Origin of the sequence: Leptolyngbya sp. FACHB-1624 (genome assembly GCF_047649235.1) — a bacterium.
Taxonomy (GTDB): domain Bacteria; phylum Cyanobacteriota; class Cyanobacteriia; order Leptolyngbyales; family Leptolyngbyaceae; genus Leptolyngbya; species Leptolyngbya boryana.
Window position 1 is genome coordinate 2,347,631 of record NZ_CP180258.1, and the last position, 18,611, is coordinate 2,366,241.

Genomic DNA, 18,611 nt, shown 5'->3' on the forward strand with positions numbered 1-18,611 from the left:
GACATCATGGCATTTGAATATCCTGACACACTGAAATATACAGACTCTCACGAATATGTCCAGCTCGATGGCGACACTGCCACGATCGGGATCACCGCATTCGCGATCGATCAGCTTGGCGATATTGTGTTTTTGGAATTGCCAGAACCTGGAACTGAGGTTCAAAAAGGCGAGAATTTTGGCACCGTGGAATCCGTGAAAGCGGTGGAAGATTTGAAATCTCCGGTAAGCGGAACCGTGCTAGAGGCAAATACAGAAATGATGGATTCGCCAGAGAAATTGGTAGACGCTCCCTATACAGACGGATGGCTGATCAAGGTGCAAATCAGCGATTCGACTGAGATTGACGATGCGATGTCAGCCGATGAATACCGTGCTCAGGTTGAGGGTGCTTGAAAATTTCTCAGTAATTTCCGAAATCTACATGGCAATTTCACTGTAGCTTTACACCCGCTAGTTCCGCTGGCGGGTTAATTGTTGCAGAATGTGTCTAACAAATTTTGATATCTTGAACGTTCAACGTGCTTGATGGTTTGGAATTTCAGTTTTAAAGCCTCATTTAGGCTAGGTTAATCTGTCTGAGCTTCAGATTTTGAGTTTTCTCAAACATTTGCGGCTCCGAAAATTGACTTAGAATCGAACCTGCTTTTGTCACTCTAAACGATTCGTAATCTATGTCTGAACCCACAGTGTCCGTGTCCGCATTGTCCGACTACGCTCGCTCGCTCGATTTCGATTCGTCCGAACCTTCAGAATCCACTGTTTCGACTCCTGAATTGACTTATACCGATCGTTTTGTCGATCGACATATCGGGGTGCGAGGTGAAGAAATTCGAGCAATGCTCGCGGTATTGGGATTAAACTCGATTTCCGATCTAATCGAGCAAGCTGTGCCAAAAAGCATCCGAATTCAGCGTCCGCTACAAATTCGATCGGGTCGGAGTGAATATGAGCTTTTGAAGGAACTCAAAGCGATCGCGTCGAAAAATCAAGTGCTGCGATCGTTGATTGGCATGGGCTACTCGAATTGCATTACGCCTCCTGTCATTCAGCGCAATATTCTCGAAAATCCAGGTTGGTATACGCAATACACGCCGTATCAGCCCGAAATTTCTCAAGGGCGGCTCGAAGCGCTGCTGAATTTCCAAACCATGATCATGGATCTAACAGGCTTGGAAATTGCGAATGCGTCACTTCTAGATGAAGGCACAGCAGCAGCAGAAGCGATGTCCATGAGCTATGGCATTGTGAAAAATAAAGCGAAGACGTTCTGGGTGTCAGAAGCATGTCATCCTCAGACGATCGAAGTGATTCAAACTCGTGCATTGCCACTTGGAATCGAAGTAATCGTCGGCGATCACCGAACCTTTGAATTTGACACTCCGATCTTTGGGGCATTGCTGCAATATCCCGCAACCGATGGCGCGATTTATGACTATTCGGAATTTGTCGATCGTGCTCATCAAGCGGGCGCATTAGTGACGGTTGCGGCTGATCTGTTGAGTTTGACCTTACTAAAAGCACCGGGAGAATTTGGAGCCGATATTGCGATCGGAAATACTCAACGATTTGGAGTTCCGCTCGGGTATGGTGGCCCTCATGCGGCTTACTTTGCGACGAAAGAAGTTTACAAACGCCAATTGCCTGGAAGATTAGTTGGTGTTTCTAAAGATCGTAATGGTCAGCCTGCTTTGAGACTGGCGCTGCAAACTCGCGAGCAGCATATTCGCCGAGACAAAGCAACGAGCAATATTTGTACCGCTCAAGTTTTACTTGCCGTGATTGCGGGCATGTATGCGGTGTATCACGGTGCAGAAGGCTTGAGAAAAATTGCCGATCGCGTTCATCGTTTAACTGCACAATTAGCGATCGCGCTGCAAAAACTCGGACTCAAGCTTGGAACTGAGCCTTACTTTGACACGCTCAAAGTCGAATGTGATGCGGATGCTGTTCTGGCGCGTGCGTTGCAGAAAGGGATCAACTTACGCAAGATTGATGCCGACACTGTGGGTATCTCGATCGATGAAACCACGTCTCAAGCGGATTTACTCGATTTAGTCGGTTGTTTTGCAGGTCGATCGCTGCCTGCGATTCCTGATCCTCAAATTCCATCTGCGTTTATTCGGACTTCCAAATATCTGACTCATCCAACTTTTTCGGCTTATCGATCGGAGACGGAACTTCTGCGATACATGTATCGCTTGCAGTCGAGAGATCTCTCTCTTACGTCTGCGATGATTCCGCTCGGCTCTTGCACGATGAAGTTAAATGCAACTGCTGAAATGATTCCGATCACTTGGCCAGAGTTCGGACAGATTCATCCTTTTGCACCGACGAATCAAACTCAAGGCTATCAAACGTTGTTCCAACAGCTCGAATCCTGGCTGTCTGAAATTACCGGATTTGCAGGCATTTCATTGCAACCGAATGCAGGCTCTCAAGGTGAGTATGCTGGCTTGCTCGTTATCCGTCAGTATCATCAAAGTCGGGGTGATACTCATCGCACGATCTGTTTGATTCCTCAATCTGCTCATGGCACGAATCCAGCGAGTGCAGTCATGGCAGGGATGAAAGTTGTTGCGATCGCATGTGATCACGAAGGCAACATCGACATTGCAGATCTCAAAGCAAAAGCTGAACAGCATCGAGAGAATCTAGCAGCCTTGATGGTGACTTATCCTTCAACGCATGGTGTGTTTGAAGAAGGCATTCGAGAGATTTGCGCGATCGTGCACGAGAACGGGGGGCAAGTCTACATGGATGGCGCAAACATGAATGCTCAAGTCGGCTTGTGTCGTCCCGGTGATTTTGGTGCAGATGTGTGCCATTTGAACTTGCACAAAACCTTCTGTATTCCGCATGGAGGTGGCGGCCCTGGAGTTGGCCCTATTGGAGTCGCTTCGCATCTTGTTCCGTTCTTGCCGAATCATTCGGTTGTGGCAACGAGCGGAGAATCGGGAATTGGAGCCGTGTCAGCCGCGCCTTGGGGCAGTGCTAGCATTTTGCCGATTTCGTGGATGTACATTGCGATGATGGGCGGTCAAGGCTTGACCGAAGCCACTGAGATTGCCATTCTGAGCGCGAACTATATTGCTAAACGCCTGGAAGGACATTATCCCGTGTTGTACAAGGGCAAGAATGGCTGGGTCGCGCATGAATGTATTCTCGATCTGCGTGAATTCAAGAAAAATGCAGATATCGAAGTCGATGACATTGCAAAACGCTTGATCGATTATGGCTTCCATCCGCCAACGGTTTCTTGGCCTGTGGCAGGAACGGTCATGGTTGAGCCGACTGAGAGTGAATCGAAAGCGGAACTCGATCGCTTCTGTGATGCCATGATTGCGATTCGAGAAGAGATTCGAGCCATTGAGAATGGCAATGTCGATCGCACGAACAATCTCTTGAAGAATGCACCTCACACAGTTGCAGATCTCACGTCTGAGACTTGGGATCGTCCTTATCCACGGCAAGAGGCAATTTTCCCGACGGCATGGACAAAAGCAAACAAATTCTATCCAGCCGTTGGACGAATTGATAATGCCTTTGGCGATCGCAATTTGGTCTGTTCTTGTTTGCCGATGGATGCGTATGAATAAATCGGCAAGATAGTGCAAAAACTTGAGTAGAGATAGGTCATTGACCCATCTCTACTTCAGGCAGTATTGCTAGAGACGATTCTGAAAATAGTAAGAGATTCCTGTGCGATCGATGTCTGCTCAGCAATCGTCTTAATCTAGAACGCGCCGACCTTCTAAGGCACGCGCCAGGGTTACTTCGTCTGCATATTCCAAATCTCCACCCATTGGCAGCCCGAAGGCAATCCGCGTCACACGAGTAAAAGGTTTTAGCAAGCTTCCAACATATAGAGTTGTCGTCTCACCTTCTACGCTCGGACTGATGGCGATAATGACTTCTTCGACTTTTTGCTGACTGACGCGCCGAACGAGTTGCTTAATGTTGAGTTGCTCAGGGCCAATGCCATCGATCGGGGAAATCAGCCCTCCTAAAACATGATATTTCCCGCGATATTCCCGCGTTTTCTCAAGCGCGATCACATCACGAGACTCTGCCACAACACAAATGGTTTTCGCATCGCGTTGGGGCGATCGACAAATCTCACAAACGGGTTCAGCCGACAAATGACCGCAAACAGAACAGAACCCAACTTGCAGCTTTGCTTCCATCAACGCCATTGCCAAAGCTTTTACTTCTTCTTCGGGGCGTTTAAGGATGTGTAGTGCGAGACGTTGGGCTGATTTAGGGCCGACACCTGGGAGGTGTTGAAGTTGCTCGATGAGACGAGCTAAAGGGCGTGTGTAAACCGTTGTCCTTCCTCCGATTGCGCTGGATTCGATCGTAGCGTAAACCGCTACTATCCGGGAGGCCAACTCATCGATCGACCGCCCAGAAGATGCAGGTGCATATGATACACGGTTTGTCCGCCATCTTCACCTGTATTGATGACAACTCGATAACCGTTGCTGAGTCCTTGTTGTTCGGCGACCCGTTTAACGGTGAGAAGGAGATGTCCCATCAGGGCATGATCCTGGGATTCGGCATCGGCAAGTTTCGCGATCGGTTGTTTGGGAATGACCAGGATATGAACTGGGGCTTGGGGGTTCACATCGCGAAAGGCGAGGGCTAGGTCGTCTTCGTAGACAATATCGGCAGGAATTTCTTTACGAATGATCTTGCCGAAGATTGTGTCGTTCGAGTCGCTCATAACAGCAATTAAAAGTGGTTCGCTGATTATTGTATGTCAGGAAAGACTCGACCAAAATGCAGTTTGGGGAATCGTTATGAATTCTTAGACTCGAAGAAAATAAGTAGATGGGCATGATTAAACATCATTCCGGGGCGAGTCCTCTCGCTTCGTTGCTGACTCGCCCCGGAATGAATTCGGGGCTACCCGTGCGAAGTCCACTAAACTGGACTAACAGCCAATCGCAACGTCTTCTTCAGTGGGTTTCAACCCACTTCGCACTGTTAGCCCGAACTTCCAGTTCAGGGCGAGACGCAAACGCAGCAACTATCTTCAAGTTCATTGCTCCTATCTACCTACCGCTTCAAGCAGTATGATGCCCAAAATTGTCTAACCAAAGCGACCCTCGACATAATTGCGGGTGCGGACATCGGTTGCTGCACTAAATACTTTACTGGTTGCATCAACTTCGATTAATTGTCCGATTTGACTTTCATCGGTACTAAAGAATGCGGTGCGATCGCTGATCCGTGCGGCTTGCTGCATGTTGTGCGTCACAATCACGATCGTGAATTGTTCCCGCAATTCCTGGATCAGTTCTTCAATCTTCATTGTTGTGATCGGGTCGAGCGCCGAACATGGCTCATCCATGAGTAGGACTCTGGGTTTGATAGCTAGTGCCCTGGCAATACAAAGCCTCTGCTGTTGCCCACCTGACAAGCTTAAGGCTGACTTGTTCAAATGATCTTTGACTTCATTCCACAGCGCTGCACTTTTGAGGGCAGATTCTACCATTTCATCCAACATTGAGCGGGAAGGACGACTAAACACGCGAATTCCATAAGCAACGTTATCGTAAATGCTCATTGGAAACGGGTTCGGTTTCTGAAAGACCATGCCAATTTGCCGCCGCAAGCGATTGAGATTCACCCGGTTACTATAGATATCTTGCCCAAAAAACTGAATCGTCCCTTCGATACGCATATTGCTCTCAAGCTCACCAATGCGATTCAGTGTTTTGATAAATGTAGATTTACCGCAGCCCGAAGGACCAATGATCGCGGTTACCTGTGCAGAAGGGATGTCGATCGACACACCTTCTATTGCTTTGCGAGTGCCATAGTAAACGGCTAAATCTTTGACACAGAGAGCTAAATCGGTTGCTTGAGAAGCAAATTGCATAGTGGGATCGGGTTTCATGAATTATTGATGGCGACGAGTGATCAATCGGGAAAGTAAATTGGTAAGAATGACAATTCCTAAAAGCACAACTGATGCTGACCACGCTAACTGATTTTGCTCAGGAAAGGCTGAGCTTGCATAGTTGTAAATCATCACGGATAGCGATGGCGTTGGGTTCAAAGCCTGCTCGACCCAGTTCTGGCTGAATAGTGCAGTAAATAGCAAGGGAGCAGTCTCACCCGAAACACGAGCGATCGCTAATAAAACGCCAGTCGTAATACTAGGTAATGCCGCTTTCAATACAACTTTGAAGGTTGTTTGAATCGAGTTAGCACCCAATGCGGCGGAAGCTAAACGCTGCTGAGTTGGAACTAGCTTTAATGCTTCTTCGGTTGACAAAACAATGATGGGTAGCATAATCACGGCTAATGCGAATGCACCCGCTAATGCAGAAAAACCGCGATATTCCAAAATCGTAGAAAGTACAATCACTGCATAAGCAAAAACACCAACTACGATCGAGGGAACTGCACTCAAGATTGACATCACAAATCGAACAATCTGAGCAATGGTATTTCCACGTCCAATTTCAACGAGATAGATAGCCGTGAGAATACCAAACGGAATACTCATCATCGCGGCAAGTCCAACCATGAGGACTGTACCTTGAATCGCATTAGCAAATCCGCTTACGACACCTGCTTCCCCCACTGGAGCAGGAAGATTCGTCAACACTTCCCATCGCAAATTGGGTAAGCCTTGACGGAGAATTTCAAACAAAATTGACAAAAGCGGAAGTAACGCGAGTGCGGTGAGCAGAACTGCGATTGCGCTCATCCCATGACTGAACAAACGACGATCAACCGATAATGGCTTTGTAAGTTGCCGATCAAAAAAACTTGACATTGATCAAAATCAATAAAAGACTAACGCTTGAAGCTTACGATTTTTACCAATACGGTTGCGATGATATTAACGATTAACGTTAATGCAAATAAAATCAATGCTAAGTACATCAATGCGCCGATATGTAATTCATCTAACGCTTCGGGAAATTGGTTTGCTAAAATTGCAGGAATCGTATTACTTGCATCTAGCAACGATAAGCTAACTTGATCCGAATTCCCAATTACCATCGTTACAGCCATCGTTTCGCCTAACGCCCGACCCAACGCTAAAATGACGGCTCCGACAATTCCTGAAGCACTCGCAGGTAAGAGAATGGTGAAAATCATTTCCCACCGCGTTGCACCGAGTGACATCGAAGCAGTTCTTAACTCTTGCGGAATGCTTGTCATCACATCTCGGCTAATTGCTGCGATCGTGGGTAAGATCATCACTGCCAGAATCGTTCCGGCAACGAGTAAACTTGGTCCAAAGGTTTCAGTACTAAAGAACGGAATCCAACCGAATTGCTGATGCAGCCAGAGTTGAATCGGTTTCATAAATGGAATCAAGACAAAGATTCCCCAAAAACCAATAATGACACTAGGGATTGAAGAAATCAGTTCGACTAGAAATCCTAACAGCGATCGCACTACCGCAGGTAAGAATTTCTCACTCGTCACAATGGCAACGGTAATGCCAACTGGAACCGCAAATAAGAGTGCAATAAAAGAACTCACAAGAGTTCCGTAAATGTAAGTCAGAGCACCAAATTGAAGCTGATTGACATCCCATTCCTGACGCGATAAAAATCCCAACCCAAATGCCTGAATTGCGGGAGCAGCAGACTTAAAAATCACCCAACCCATCCACAGCAATACTCCGATCGAGGCTAATGCAACAGCCTGGAGCACCCAAGCAAAGCCCCGATCAAGCCATGCTGTATTTCCATCCGTGATCGAAGGTGATGGAGATGGAGATCGTGAAGAAAGCGAAGAACTCATAACAATTGGGTGGCAATTGGGATTGGGAAACAGCAGCAAGGCAAGGAAAAGGGGCACTCACAGATCTGAAGTACCCCAAGGGTAGATTTAGAAGGTAAATGTGGTACGAATGGTACCAATCAAGAGCGTATCGTTTGCCGAATTGTGCTCTGGATTAAAGATCACCAGAACACCCGGTGTGATGGCGATATTGTCATTCAAGCGATAGCGGTAGAATGCTTCCAAGTGATAAGAAGTATCGCGATCGCGACGGCGACGAATCACGCCCGTTCCTGTGGTCGGGCCATAATCACTACTCGTCACTTTCGGCGGCATCCCAAAGATTAATCCGCCAAAATTCCCTTCTTTGAAGAGATCAGGGAACCCAAGTCCTACTGACCAGTTCCAGATAGAAGCATTATCTCCATCCTGAACCGCTGGATTGAGAGCGGTTCCTTGACCAGAAATCGTGTTGACTCGGCGATTTGCCTTCGCATCGGTATAACCTGCCCAGCCTGCTAATGTTAAGCCAGGATTCAACCGGATATTTGCTTGGAGTCCGAATTGATTTGTAGTGGTTGGAATATTCCCCGCGCCGTTAATGTTACCTGTGCTACCAAATGGATTGTTAGCAAAGCCACTGCCTGTGCTACCTGAGATGCCCGAACCCGCTGTGTAGTAGGCATTTACATAGGTAAAGCCAAGTCCAAAATTAGGGGTCGGTTGATAGACTAACTGCCCGATCGCTGCATAGTTGCCACTAAATAAACCTCGATCGAGGCTTGGATCTTGTGCATCTCCAGTGGGGACTAAATAACCTAAAGACAAGGTAAACCGATTGCCAACGGTAAATTCTCGCCCTAAGCGATGGTTTACAATCACACCCGTTCCGCTACCAGCACGGTAGATTGGGTTAAAGCGACCAAAGCGGGAAATTGCACCAGAACCACTGGATTCAAAAGGACTGAGGGTCGGAATAGAATCGTTGAATTCTAACCCGTCACCCGTTCCCGTTCCAACAAAGACCGTGGTTTGATCTCCGAGTGGGAAACGATACTCTAGGCGACGCAATGAAACACTGTTGTCATTGCTACCGTCATAGCCCAAACGAGCCATGTTTGTGTTGGTGACTGCACCTGCAAAAGAGGGAATATTCCGGGCTTGCAGTTGAGTTCTTAAGCGATCGCGACCATTGAAGCTGGTATCAAAAGCAATTCGCACCCGACTAGACAGGGTTAGATTCTCTTGTACATTTCGCGCTGATCCTGCTCCAATCGCGGCTGTAGTTGCTGTTTCCCGTGCTGCGGGCGTTGCTGCTGCATCAATGATTCGTTGTTGATCAGAGTTGATCGCTCTTTCATCTCCGAACGCTTGCGCTGCCGAGAAAATGACTTCCCCGGTTAGCTTAGTAGTCGTGGAGAATTGCTGTTTTTCTAGCGTAGTGGTTCGTGCCTCTAAACTATCCACCATGCCCCGCAGCGTTGCTAACTCTGCTGCAAACTCTTCTTGGAGCTTTTGCAGGGTTGCTAAATCTTCTCGCTTCACTAAATCAGTGGTTGCTGCTGCAATCAATTCATTGACGCGATCGAGACAAGCATTCAAACCTGCTGCAAATTCGTAGCGCGTTAAAGCACGATTGCCCCGATAGGTACGATCGGGATAGCCTGCAATACAACCATACCGCTCAACGAGAGACTGTAACGCTTGAAATGCCCAGTCTGTCGGGCGAACATCAGAAAGTTGAGAAACCGAAGTAACCTGACCAGCAAGCTGTGAAGGTTGGGCTTCGCTTGCAAGCTGATTGACTGAAGTTTCGACTTGCGTTAATGCAGGCGAAGTTTCAGCAACAGCCGCGATCGCAAAGATAGAAAATAACCCAGGCAATAACACAAGGGAATGCCAAACTGTTCGTAACATTTGATAGTCCTCACATCGCAAGAATGAATGAAAATTGAAGAAAGAGCCGACGCGACTCGAAATTTAGCATCGAAAATGAAAAGCAACTCTAACGGCACGGTTCCTTTATCTCGATCGCTCAACTTCGATCGTGTCAGCTCACAAGGCGTGAAGAAACAATGTAAAAGTGTGAGGAGGAATTTTTAGAAACTAGGGCTTGACTTCGTTTCTGACTACTTGCAAAATCCGTTGCACATCACTCGGTGCAATTCGAGCAAAATTCAGGTCATCATTGAGTTCTTGACCTTCTGTAAGAACCCATTCAACCCACTTTTTCACGGCTGCTGCTTTTTCAGGGTTGTCATAGCGGCGATAGATCATCATCCAGGTCAGCCCTGTAATCGGATATCCTGCGTCTGGATCTCCATCAAACACCCGAAAATTATCCGGGAGTTTCAAGGATGCAATGGCTTTGTTGGTCTCTGCTAGTGACGGAGACAACCATTCCCCCCGCTTCGTTTGCACCTGAGCAACGTTCAGCTTATTTTTCTCAGCATAAGATTGCTCAACATAGCCAATCGATCCCGACGTTTTCTGAACAGTAGAGGCAACCCCTGCATTGCCCCGCCCTTTCAACGGATTTGTCGTCCATTTGGGGGCTGTTCCCACGCCCACACGCCCTCTGAAGTACGGATTGACTGCACTGAGGTGGTTTACAAACACAAACGTTGTCCCACTCCCATCGGCACGAACAACGGTCTTAATGTCGGAGTTAGGTAGATTCACACCCGGATTATCTTTCGCAATTCTTGGGTCATTCCAACGGGTGATCCGACCTGAAAAAATGTCCGGTAGCACTTCGCGACCAAGTTTAAGGTTAGAAACCCCAGGAAGATTGAAGATGGGCACGACAGAACCACCTGCTGTCGGGACTAAAATCACGCCGCGATCGACCTTCTTCATATCGTCATCGGTCATCGCCGCATCACTACCGCCGAAGTCTACAACGCCTGCGATCGTTTGGCGAATTCCACCGCCGCTTCCGATTGCTTGGTAGTTGACCGTCGCGCCAGGATTCTTCTTCTTAAATTCGGAAATATACCGTTCATACAGGAGTGCCGGGAAAGTTGCGCCAGCTCCATTGAGTGTGACGGCTTCGGCGATCGCGGTCAAAACTGGAGTAAGCGTGAGCGCAATGGTTACTACAGACGCAGTAGCAGCGCGGCGAAAAGCTGTCGAGAGTGCCATTGTGTTGTGTCCTTGAGCAAAGACTGTGGTGCATCAATTTAGGTAACACTGAACACCCTACAACTCTAGTAGTTAAGTGAAGACAAACGAAAAAATAATAATTGGTTAAATTTGGTTAAATCTTAGGTTAACCAAATTGGAATGCTAGTGAAATAGATTCTTTACACATGCGATGTACTAAATGTCTCAGTAAAGTTATCGCTACAAATCCACCTTGGGATGTATATTGGTACAGATAAGGTGTAGCCTACCTCCCTGTATTCCAGAAAACAGAAATGCTCATCTGTATTCACAAACGATGAAGATGATGACAACATTCTGAAATTCAAGAAATATTTAAGTGATCACAACTGAAATGTTCTGGAGCTTTTTAGCTCGGCATGTAAGAGTTCAGGTTTATGTAGACGGCTAGAAATTTCAAGCCACATTGAGGAATTGCAAAATAGCTGGAGCCTTCCTCACTGTAACTTTTTCTCGATCGATTTCTTCTCAATCGATTTCTTGTGTTGACGTTCAATCTGACTGAATCCCATGACTAAAACTCTCTCAATGCCTGTTATGCCAGCGATCCCTGCTCCAGCGCGTGCCTTCATTCGACCGATGCTTTTAGCAGCACTTGGAATGCACGCTCTCTTATTGTTTGCTCCATTCCCGCAGGAAAAACCAAAGCCGCCTGAAAATAAGGAAGCACCCGTTAAAATTACGCAGCTTCCGACAACAAAAGTGAAGGCACAAAATAAAGCGAAGATTGCAAATCCCAATAAACCCAGTTTGCCTAAAATCAATCGCCCTGCGGCAAATCCGGTTGTGATCAAACCAGAACCACCCAAGCCCGAAGCGGCGCGATCGCAAGAAGCACCTCCTGAAAAAGGTCAAGTTGCCAATCCTGCCAGTGGTGGGGCAACCTCGTTTGTCGATTTCCCGCATTATCAACCCTCTACTCCGGATTGTTTTGGCAAAGGGTTAGGTGAGAATTGCCGGATTGCGACTGCAAATTTACCAACAGTAGCAGCCTTTTATCAATCGCAACCCAAAGCAAAAGGATTCACTGTTACCTTAGCTGAAGAGAACGCGAACGCAAAGATCTACACCGTGACGGCTAAAAATGGTCAAACGCTGTTTCTCAGCTTATTTGCTGACGCTCCTACAACAGTAATTTTGCTCTCTGAACAAAAGGTGACTGATCTCGCAACCTTGAAGGAATCAGTGAGTCCGCCTGAAGAGTACTACCAAATTTTGGCGGATCTCTTAGTAGAAGCCGATCGCTCAGATAATCCTGTGAACACTGCTTCACCGGAAAACTTTGCTCAACCGCAGATGTTCTATAACATTGTGAGTGAGGCAGAGTTGCAGCAGGGAGCGATTCCAGACTTGCGCCCCGGAATTGATGGAACACCGAAGCTAGCACAAGGTCAAAATCCGACGAACTTCTATCAATCCATGTCTGCGGCTGGACTATCAGGTTTCTTTGAGATTTCAGAACAAGGTCAGTATGGCGGCGGTAACTTGTATCGCTTAAAGAAAGGAAGTACTACGTTCTACTTAAATTTGATCCCCACGAAAGATCAAACTGGAACGATCATTGTGACTTGGCTCAAAGATCCGAAAAGCTAAGAAAAAATCGGGACATGCTAAATGTCCCGATCAAAATATCTATTCTGCTCTCTCTACTCGATCGCTAAAGAAACGCGATCGCCTCCGACATCTCGCAGCGTTCCCAGAGTTTGAACCACTTTTTCGTAAGCAAGCGACTTATCAGCTTTGAGCACGATCGCGCCCTGTGGATTTCTTTGAAAATAAGCTGCAACCTGTTCTGCAATCTGCGTTTCTGTGACGGTTGCATTGTTAATTTCTGTTTGTCCTGCCCGTGTCATTCCAATGATCAGCGGATCAGGAGCAGGTTTATTGTTGACTCCTTTATCGGTACTGGGGAGCGTTGCGTCCACAGATTTGGAACTGGTTAACGTCATCGATACCAGGATGAAAAACGTCAGAATCGTCATAATCACGTCCATCATCGGAACGAGATTCACCTCTGGAATTTGGCTTTGCTGGTATTTGTTAAATTTCATGCCTAGCTCCCGACAGAGAGTTCAGAAGATAACTGAGACGATCCTGCTTTCGCTAATTCATTTGTCCAAGGTTCGTACCAAACTTGGCGATAAATCAGTTCTAACTCGCCACCGATTTTAGAGAAATACTCCATCTGCTGAGATTGCAGAGTGACAGAGACTCTTAGAAGTGCCAACGCGATGATTGCGACGACCATACCGCAAGCCGTGGTTGTGAGTGCTTCAGCGATTCCGGCTGCCGCTTTGGTGGTTTGTTCTGCTCCGAGCGTTGCGCCGCCTACGTTCAAGTTGGCAAAGGTCAACATCAGACCTGTTACAGTCCCTAGCAATCCGAGCAGGGGCGCGATCGCGACGGCTGTTTCCAACATCTTGTCGCCTCTGCGCATTTTGGCAAATTCTTCATCACCCGCCGTTTCCAGTGCCAATCGGAAAGTTTCTGGGTTGGGCTGGTTGAGTTTTAGAGCCGCTAACATGAAGCGTCCAATCGGTTGTGAACTGGCTTTCTCCGCAATCATTCGAGCATCGGTCAAGCTATATTGTGCTGCGTCTAAGATATGATGTGCGACTCGGTCTTCGGTTCTGAGCACTTGAAACCAGAATACTGCACGATCGAAGGCACATGCAAAAGAGGCAACCGATAAACCAACGAGGGGAAGCATCAATGGTCCCCCTTTCGCTACAACTTCGTACAAATTAGACATAGTTTGGCAGAACCGCTCAAAAGAACAAACGAATTAACAGTCAATGAAGTACTGAGAGGAAGGATATCAACGCATAATGCACCAACGTTGAGAATAGCGGAAATAACGTTGAAAAATGGTTAAGGGAAGGTAAGGAACAGCCGAATTTTCAATTAAGGCGTTGAATGACTCTTAATTGCTTGCCTCTAAGCCATCGACTTAACTAGCTGCTTGCAAATCAATTGAAGAACAGGAATATAGCGAATACACTCTACAGGATTACAGGTGTAGAGATGGGAAAATACTGCTCAAATGAAGTTCGATGGAATCTGGGTTCAAATTATGCGAATGGTGCGTGCTAGCGTTGAAGAGTTGCCCCACACCTGTCAAAATTGCTTCATGGAACCCTTCAACAATCTCCAGCTTTTGAGCAGCTTTTTTTAGCCTTAATCAGGATGCTGTTCAAGTGCTTATTTCCAGCTACGCACTACACCAAACTGCCATTTCTGCATGGCAATGACTACATCGCCAGTACACTCCATCTAGTCTGACATGGCGAAGCAGAATATAGGAACAGCAAGGACAGAGATGCTGGCTCGTTGCACTACGATCGAACGTAGTTTGACTGCTGAGGTTAAAATTTTCTTGGGGCTGAACTCTTAGGGAAGTATTGGTTGAAATAGACATATTAAAAACTGCTTTCTAATGCGATCGTGAAAAAGATAAAATCTTGAACTTTGGAATTATAAATTGGAATAAAAAAGCTTCCACCGACTTATTGCTGAATCAGCAGTGGAAGCTAGAAACCATTTACTCTGGCTTGTTAGAAAAGCGGAAAATAGAATCAGATTCTACTTTTTCAAATTTCCAAATAATCCGGTTGTGTTCCCGTCATATCTTTTCGGGTCTTTTTTCTGTTTCTTAGTACCTTGAGACTCTGCTTTTGGTTTCTTAGCCTCTCTATTGCCTTTTTTCTCTTTCGCCATGTCCCTTCCTCCCATTAAGAGTTCTCGCCTTCAGTAGACTAAGTACCTAAGTAATTAGCAGATTCCAAAAAGTCGTTGTGTATACTGCCATTGGGCAGTTTTGCGCCTTTTAAGTTTGCTCCGCTAAGGTTAGCTCCTTTCAAAGTTGCCCAGTTTAGGTTTGTATAGCTTAGGTCTGAACTGCTCAAGTCTGATCCAGCCAAATTTGCTCCGGTAAAATCAACTCCGCTTAAATTTGCTTTCACAAAGTTCAAGTTTTTCAAATCTTCTGTTCTGAAATTCCTTTGTCCGTCTGCGTATCGTTTGAGGACTTCATTAGCATTCATCTTGGTCGCCTCGCGACGTGTAGCGCGATCGCTGTATCTCTATTGTAGAGCTTAATAGCTTTTCTAGCCACCTGATTGAACAGTCTGTCGAATTACTTCTGCTTCAATTTGCGACTGAAACTGATTTAAGCTTTCTATTAGATTAGTTTCTAACCAGCGATCCACACCAACTCTCTCTAATAAAGCTCCTACAATTCCTCCTGGTAAGTCGAAAGCGATCGTCAGCCGTAAGCGGCAACCACGATCGCTTGGAAAGAATTCGGCAGAACCTCGGTTTGAGAGTCCAGAAACTGATTGCCAAACAATTAAACGCAAAGGAATGCGTTGAGTAATGCGCGAAGTCCACTCAGTCAGAAGCGGAAAGCCTAAACCAAACGTCCAATGCCAGAGTTCTTGATCCCCAGGTAATCGACTGACTCTTTTGACAAGTGGCATCCAGCGAGGAACGTTTTCTAAATTTGCCCATAGACCGTAAACCTGTTCTACGGAACATCTCACATCTACTTCTACACTACGTTCAAGCATGATTGTCACACCCATCATTGTTCATGAGCATTCCTTAAGCTAGTCATGAATGCTGCCATCAGGCATGATCGTTTTACTGAACCCTGCATGGTCGAGATTGGCTCCTTGAATTGTTGCTCCCGTTAGATTCGCTTCACTCAAATGCGCGCCGTTGAGGTCTGCATCACTCAAATCTGACTCTCTCAAATCGGCTCCAGTCAAATTTGCGCCTCGTAAATCAGCACCGCTTAGATCTGCCTTGCTCAAGTCTGCTTTCCGCAAATTTGCCCCACCTAGCTTAGCTTCACTGAGATCTGCACCGCTCAAATCTGCATGAGTCAAATTCGCCCCACTTAGGTCTGCCCCACTCAGGTCTGCATGAATCAAGCAAGCTTGAATCATTGCGGCATCGGCTAGATTTGCTTGATTGAGTTTTGCTTGGTTAAGGTGAGCATCAGTGAGATCTGCTCCACGCAGATTCGCTCTAACCAACTCAGCCCCAATCAGCTTAGCTCCAATCAGCTTGGCATCTGTTAGGCAGACTTGAAGCAGTTTAACATGGCTAAAATCTCGTTGTCCTGTTGCATAGAGTTCTACAATCTCTTGAGCATTCATTATGTTTCTCCTGAGTTTAAATATTGGTGGGATTGAGTTCCAATTTCCATTCCTGCTTGAGAAGCCCTAGATACATCGTTTTCTGAACTAACATGAGTCGATACTGTACAATCAGAAATTCTTGAGCCTGCTCACGGGACATCTGATGAGCTTGATCTGCGAATTCTCTGAGGTTGAATTCTTGCTCTAGAGTGAGTCCGATCGATGAATCCATATTGACCTCTGATAATCCTAGTGAAGATAAAAATTGCGAACCTGATGGAAAATCACGAACTAGACAAAATGAAGCTGTGGATCTAGCGTGATTCAACTGATAGAAAACTCCCACCCGGTTCTGTAGAGACAAGGGTGAGAGCTAAAGTAATTCATCTATTGTAGCTTACCTCTAGAGAACGAATCTAGAGATCCACTCCTCAGCTACTTAACTTATGCAGGCATAAGTACCGTATCAATGATGTGAATGACTCCATTATCCGCCGCTACATCGGGGGTTGTCACATGAGAGTCATTGATTTGAACCCCATTTGAGGCATCAATCTTTACATCTGAACCTTGAACTGTCTTCGCTGACTTCAGCTTAGTTACATCAGCCGCCATGACTTTGCCGGAGACGACGTGATAAGTCAGGATTTTCTTGAGTTGGGGAATGTTTTTAAGCAATCCATCTACTGTTCCTGCTGGCAATTTAGCAAATGCCTCATCCGTGGGTGCAAACACTGTAAATGGCCCCTTACCTTTGAGCGTCTCAATTAAACCAGCAGCTTTGAGAGCAGCAGCTAGAGTGCTAAAAGAACCAGCTTTAACAGCAGTATCAACAATATCAGCCATGAGTTTCACCTTCGTTTGTTACTCGTTAACGTTGATTACGCTAACAATCATGAGTATGTCAGCTCCGTGTTTGATTTCATGTTGGAATTGTTGCTTGAGCTGTATTGTGTGAACGATCTCTTAGCTCATAACAGATGAATCTCTCCAAAGATAGATCTAATCAAACAATCCTTCTACGGTTTGCCGAAATGCAATTAGAGCGTGGGTTGATTGATATTGCTTTAGGTCTTCGAGCAGTTGATCCGAAATTTCTAAAGTGACAATGGTTTTGAGTTCGATATTGGTGTTGTACCCTGCTATGTCTCCCATGCGTTTACCATGGCTTCCTCCTCCTTGGGCTGGAATAATTGTGTAGCCGGATACTCCTAGCTTTGATAACAGACGAATTAGTCTCTCTTGTAAGACAGCTTCACCAATAATCGTGACAAGGACACCTTGAGCTAAAGAAGTAGACATATCATTTTCCTCCAAAGTATCGATTAAATGTATCAATCAATTCAGCCTACTACTCAGTAATGCACAATATGCATTGCCGATTCTCTGCATCAGTACTCAACTTTGAATGTTGAGTGGATAAGTAATTTCCGTCTCTTGAGTCAGATTCCAAACTTCATCTACAAAATCATCGAGGCTCACAGGTTTGAGTAAATACGCTTCTGTCTTTAACCTCCAGTGCTGAGTAAATTCTGTTCGAGAACAGGTTGAAATAATCAATATCGGAATCATTCTGCTATGCTTGCGCGCAAGATATCTAATTCGGCAAATCAGTGGATAAACACTTTCACCTAGAAATCTCATTTCACAGATCAAAACTTTAGGTATCCACCCATTCAGCAAAGCTAATCCATCTTGGACTGAACCTGCTGTGATGACTCCTGCACCACAGCCTTCAAGCACAAAAGCATAGAGTTCCCTATTGTCCCGATCATTATCTACAATAAGAATCTGGACATCGTTGAGGGGCTTAGGGTTTAGAGGTTTATTCAAGTTCAACATATCAATAGACCCAGTAAAACAACAGAGTTGCCTTCCTACGTTCTTTCTAAATTAATGCTGCTTGACTTTCTAACTCAATTGATTGATTACGAGACAAATCGTTACCTAAGTCCTGCCGAAGGACAGATGAAACTCTAGCTTACTGAAGCCTAGTAACTAAATAGTCAAAATACGTACCAACCTCACTTGCTTCTTCTGCCGACATAAGTGAAGTTGTCATCGCTTTCATGGCACGAACACCCTCAGCCACGCCCTCAAGCGGTGTACCAAGAGAATTGTACATCTGGCGCACTCCAATCAATCCGATTTCCTCAAGCGGAGTCGTTTCTCCAGCAGCAACACTATACGTGATTAAGCGCAGGTAGTAATCCATATCTCGCAAGCAGGTTGCGGTCATGGTCTCACCATAGGCGTTGCCACCTGGAGAGACTAAGTTGGGACGACGCTGGAACAATTGTCGAGCGGCTTCTTTAACAATGCGATCGCGGCTTTCGGTTAAGGTCTTGACCAAGCGTAATCGACGATCGCTACTCATCATAAAGCCTTTGATCTGATCCATTTCTCCTGGCGTAAGATAGCGGCACTCTGCGTCTGCGTTCACGATTAATTTTTGAATCACACTCATGATTACATTCCCCTAATGTTTTACAACCACATTGACAGAGCGATGTTTGATTTCATGTATGAATTGTTTGATTTCGATGC

The 18,611-nt window shown here is 46.0% G+C and carries 22 protein-coding genes; 3 read left to right on the forward strand and 19 right to left on the reverse strand.

The features are described 5' to 3' along the window. The first annotated feature begins 6 nt into the window (after positions 1-6). On the forward strand, positions 7-396 hold the full coding sequence (gene gcvH / locus ACMUEV_RS10845) for a glycine cleavage system protein GcvH (protein WP_017289076.1): 390 nt from the start codon (positions 7-9) through the stop codon (positions 394-396). 278 nt (positions 397-674) lie between these two features. Then, positions 675-3,599 carry an aminomethyl-transferring glycine dehydrogenase gene (gene gcvP, locus ACMUEV_RS10850; protein WP_190653279.1) on the forward strand — a complete coding sequence of 975 codons (2,925 nt, stop codon included), beginning with the start codon at positions 675-677 and terminating at the stop codon, positions 3,597-3,599. Between the two features lie 132 nt (positions 3,600-3,731). Here the strand turns inward: gcvP and recR are convergent, their stop codons facing one another. The 7 genes from recR to pstS form a co-directional block, all read right to left on the reverse strand. Next, entirely contained in the window at positions 3,732-4,343 is a 612-nt protein-coding gene (gene recR / locus ACMUEV_RS10855; protein WP_036046147.1) for a recombination mediator RecR, read from the reverse strand. A gap of 32 nt (positions 4,344-4,375) precedes the next feature. After that, entirely contained in the window at positions 4,376-4,726 is a 351-nt protein-coding gene (locus tag ACMUEV_RS10860) for a histidine triad nucleotide-binding protein (protein WP_190653278.1), read from the reverse strand. A gap of 369 nt (positions 4,727-5,095) precedes the next feature. Further along, a complete protein-coding gene (gene pstB / locus ACMUEV_RS10865) occupies positions 5,096-5,887 on the reverse strand; it encodes a phosphate ABC transporter ATP-binding protein PstB (RefSeq protein ID WP_017289072.1) in 792 nt (263 codons plus the stop codon). Positions 5,888-5,908: 21 nt separating this feature from the next. Then, on the reverse strand, positions 5,909-6,793 hold the full coding sequence (pstA, locus tag ACMUEV_RS10870; protein ID WP_190653277.1) for a phosphate ABC transporter permease PstA: 885 nt from the start codon (positions 6,791-6,793) through the stop codon (positions 5,909-5,911). A 20-nt stretch (positions 6,794-6,813) separates the two neighbouring features. Then, entirely contained in the window at positions 6,814-7,776 is a 963-nt protein-coding gene (pstC, locus tag ACMUEV_RS10875; RefSeq protein ID WP_190653276.1) for a phosphate ABC transporter permease subunit PstC, read from the reverse strand. A gap of 87 nt (positions 7,777-7,863) precedes the next feature. Next, complete coding sequence (locus tag ACMUEV_RS10880; RefSeq protein WP_190653275.1) at positions 7,864-9,672, reverse strand: iron uptake porin; 1,809 nt, start codon at positions 9,670-9,672, stop codon at positions 7,864-7,866. Positions 9,673-9,861: 189 nt separating this feature from the next. Continuing rightward, entirely contained in the window at positions 9,862-10,899 is a 1,038-nt protein-coding gene (gene pstS, locus ACMUEV_RS10885; protein WP_017289068.1) for a phosphate ABC transporter substrate-binding protein PstS, read from the reverse strand. Between the two features lie 531 nt (positions 10,900-11,430). Here pstS and ACMUEV_RS10890 point away from each other — a divergent pair. After that, on the forward strand, positions 11,431-12,513 hold the full coding sequence (locus ACMUEV_RS10890) for a hypothetical protein (RefSeq protein ID WP_190653274.1): 1,083 nt from the start codon (positions 11,431-11,433) through the stop codon (positions 12,511-12,513). A 53-nt stretch (positions 12,514-12,566) separates the two neighbouring features. Here the strand turns inward: ACMUEV_RS10890 and ACMUEV_RS10895 are convergent, their stop codons facing one another. The 12 genes from ACMUEV_RS10895 to ACMUEV_RS10950 all read right to left on the reverse strand — a co-directional run bounded on the left by ACMUEV_RS10895 (position 12,567) and on the right by ACMUEV_RS10950 (position 18,531). Further along, complete coding sequence (locus ACMUEV_RS10895; RefSeq protein WP_190653273.1) at positions 12,567-12,971, reverse strand: ExbD/TolR family protein; 405 nt, start codon at positions 12,969-12,971, stop codon at positions 12,567-12,569. A 2-nt stretch (positions 12,972-12,973) separates the two neighbouring features. Next, positions 12,974-13,672, reverse strand: coding sequence for a MotA/TolQ/ExbB proton channel family protein (locus ACMUEV_RS10900; protein ID WP_190653272.1), 699 nt, complete (start codon positions 13,670-13,672; stop codon positions 12,974-12,976). A 459-nt stretch (positions 13,673-14,131) separates the two neighbouring features. Further along, on the reverse strand, positions 14,132-14,338 hold the full coding sequence (locus ACMUEV_RS10905) for a hypothetical protein (RefSeq protein WP_190653271.1): 207 nt from the start codon (positions 14,336-14,338) through the stop codon (positions 14,132-14,134). A 164-nt stretch (positions 14,339-14,502) separates the two neighbouring features. After that, on the reverse strand, positions 14,503-14,637 hold the full coding sequence (locus ACMUEV_RS10910; RefSeq protein ID WP_277880469.1) for a hypothetical protein: 135 nt from the start codon (positions 14,635-14,637) through the stop codon (positions 14,503-14,505). Between the two features lie 38 nt (positions 14,638-14,675). Continuing rightward, positions 14,676-14,963, reverse strand: coding sequence for a pentapeptide repeat-containing protein (locus ACMUEV_RS10915; protein WP_190653270.1), 288 nt, complete (start codon positions 14,961-14,963; stop codon positions 14,676-14,678). 63 nt (positions 14,964-15,026) lie between these two features. Next, positions 15,027-15,488, reverse strand: coding sequence for an SRPBCC family protein (locus ACMUEV_RS10920; protein ID WP_190653269.1), 462 nt, complete (start codon positions 15,486-15,488; stop codon positions 15,027-15,029). 39 nt (positions 15,489-15,527) lie between these two features. Next, on the reverse strand, positions 15,528-16,082 hold the full coding sequence (locus tag ACMUEV_RS10925; RefSeq protein WP_190653268.1) for a pentapeptide repeat-containing protein: 555 nt from the start codon (positions 16,080-16,082) through the stop codon (positions 15,528-15,530). 16 nt (positions 16,083-16,098) lie between these two features. After that, entirely contained in the window at positions 16,099-16,296 is a 198-nt protein-coding gene (locus ACMUEV_RS10930) for an NblA/ycf18 family protein (protein WP_190653267.1), read from the reverse strand. A 212-nt stretch (positions 16,297-16,508) separates the two neighbouring features. Beyond that, positions 16,509-16,910: a fasciclin domain-containing protein gene (locus tag ACMUEV_RS10935; protein ID WP_190653266.1), complete on the reverse strand. Its 402-nt coding sequence runs from the start codon at positions 16,908-16,910 to the stop codon at positions 16,509-16,511. Positions 16,911-17,066: 156 nt separating this feature from the next. Next, positions 17,067-17,366: a P-II family nitrogen regulator gene (locus ACMUEV_RS10940; RefSeq protein WP_190653265.1), complete on the reverse strand. Its 300-nt coding sequence runs from the start codon at positions 17,364-17,366 to the stop codon at positions 17,067-17,069. A gap of 96 nt (positions 17,367-17,462) precedes the next feature. Continuing rightward, positions 17,463-17,906, reverse strand: a complete 444-nt coding sequence (locus tag ACMUEV_RS10945) for a response regulator (RefSeq protein WP_190653264.1) — start codon at positions 17,904-17,906, stop codon at positions 17,463-17,465. Between the two features lie 139 nt (positions 17,907-18,045). After that, entirely contained in the window at positions 18,046-18,531 is a 486-nt protein-coding gene (locus tag ACMUEV_RS10950) for an allophycocyanin (protein WP_190653263.1), read from the reverse strand. Positions 18,532-18,611 lie beyond the last annotated feature (80 nt).

Bases quoted from the DNA above. Each gene is read 5' to 3' on its own strand.
- gcvH (WP_017289076.1), top strand. From the start codon at position 7: ATGGCATTTGAATATCCTGACACACTGAAATATACAGACTCTCACGAA.
- gcvP (WP_190653279.1), top strand. From the start codon at position 675: ATGTCTGAACCCACAGTGTCCGTGTCCGCATTGTCCGACTACGCTCGC.
- ACMUEV_RS10860 (WP_190653278.1), bottom strand. From the start codon at position 4,726: ATGAGCGACTCGAACGACACAATCTTCGGCAAGATCATTCGTAAAGAA.
- pstB (WP_017289072.1), bottom strand. From the start codon at position 5,887: ATGCAATTTGCTTCTCAAGCAACCGATTTAGCTCTCTGTGTCAAAGAT.
- pstA (WP_190653277.1), bottom strand. From the start codon at position 6,793: ATGTCAAGTTTTTTTGATCGGCAACTTACAAAGCCATTATCGGTTGAT.
- pstC (WP_190653276.1), bottom strand. From the start codon at position 7,776: ATGAGTTCTTCGCTTTCTTCACGATCTCCATCTCCATCACCTTCGATC.
- ACMUEV_RS10880 (WP_190653275.1), bottom strand. From the start codon at position 9,672: ATGTTACGAACAGTTTGGCATTCCCTTGTGTTATTGCCTGGGTTATTT.
- pstS (WP_017289068.1), bottom strand. From the start codon at position 10,899: ATGGCACTCTCGACAGCTTTTCGCCGCGCTGCTACTGCGTCTGTAGTA.
- ACMUEV_RS10890 (WP_190653274.1), top strand. From the start codon at position 11,431: ATGACTAAAACTCTCTCAATGCCTGTTATGCCAGCGATCCCTGCTCCA.
- ACMUEV_RS10895 (WP_190653273.1), bottom strand. From the start codon at position 12,971: ATGAAATTTAACAAATACCAGCAAAGCCAAATTCCAGAGGTGAATCTC.
- ACMUEV_RS10900 (WP_190653272.1), bottom strand. From the start codon at position 13,672: ATGTCTAATTTGTACGAAGTTGTAGCGAAAGGGGGACCATTGATGCTT.
- ACMUEV_RS10905 (WP_190653271.1), bottom strand. From the start codon at position 14,338: ATGTCTATTTCAACCAATACTTCCCTAAGAGTTCAGCCCCAAGAAAAT.
- ACMUEV_RS10910 (WP_277880469.1), bottom strand. From the start codon at position 14,637: ATGGCGAAAGAGAAAAAAGGCAATAGAGAGGCTAAGAAACCAAAAGCA.
- ACMUEV_RS10915 (WP_190653270.1), bottom strand. From the start codon at position 14,963: ATGAATGCTAATGAAGTCCTCAAACGATACGCAGACGGACAAAGGAAT.
- ACMUEV_RS10920 (WP_190653269.1), bottom strand. From the start codon at position 15,488: ATGCTTGAACGTAGTGTAGAAGTAGATGTGAGATGTTCCGTAGAACAG.
- ACMUEV_RS10925 (WP_190653268.1), bottom strand. From the start codon at position 16,082: ATGAATGCTCAAGAGATTGTAGAACTCTATGCAACAGGACAACGAGAT.
- ACMUEV_RS10930 (WP_190653267.1), bottom strand. From the start codon at position 16,296: ATGGATTCATCGATCGGACTCACTCTAGAGCAAGAATTCAACCTCAGA.
- ACMUEV_RS10935 (WP_190653266.1), bottom strand. From the start codon at position 16,910: ATGGCTGATATTGTTGATACTGCTGTTAAAGCTGGTTCTTTTAGCACT.
- ACMUEV_RS10940 (WP_190653265.1), bottom strand. From the start codon at position 17,366: ATGTCTACTTCTTTAGCTCAAGGTGTCCTTGTCACGATTATTGGTGAA.
- ACMUEV_RS10945 (WP_190653264.1), bottom strand. From the start codon at position 17,906: ATGTTGAACTTGAATAAACCTCTAAACCCTAAGCCCCTCAACGATGTC.
- ACMUEV_RS10950 (WP_190653263.1), bottom strand. From the start codon at position 18,531: ATGAGTGTGATTCAAAAATTAATCGTGAACGCAGACGCAGAGTGCCGC.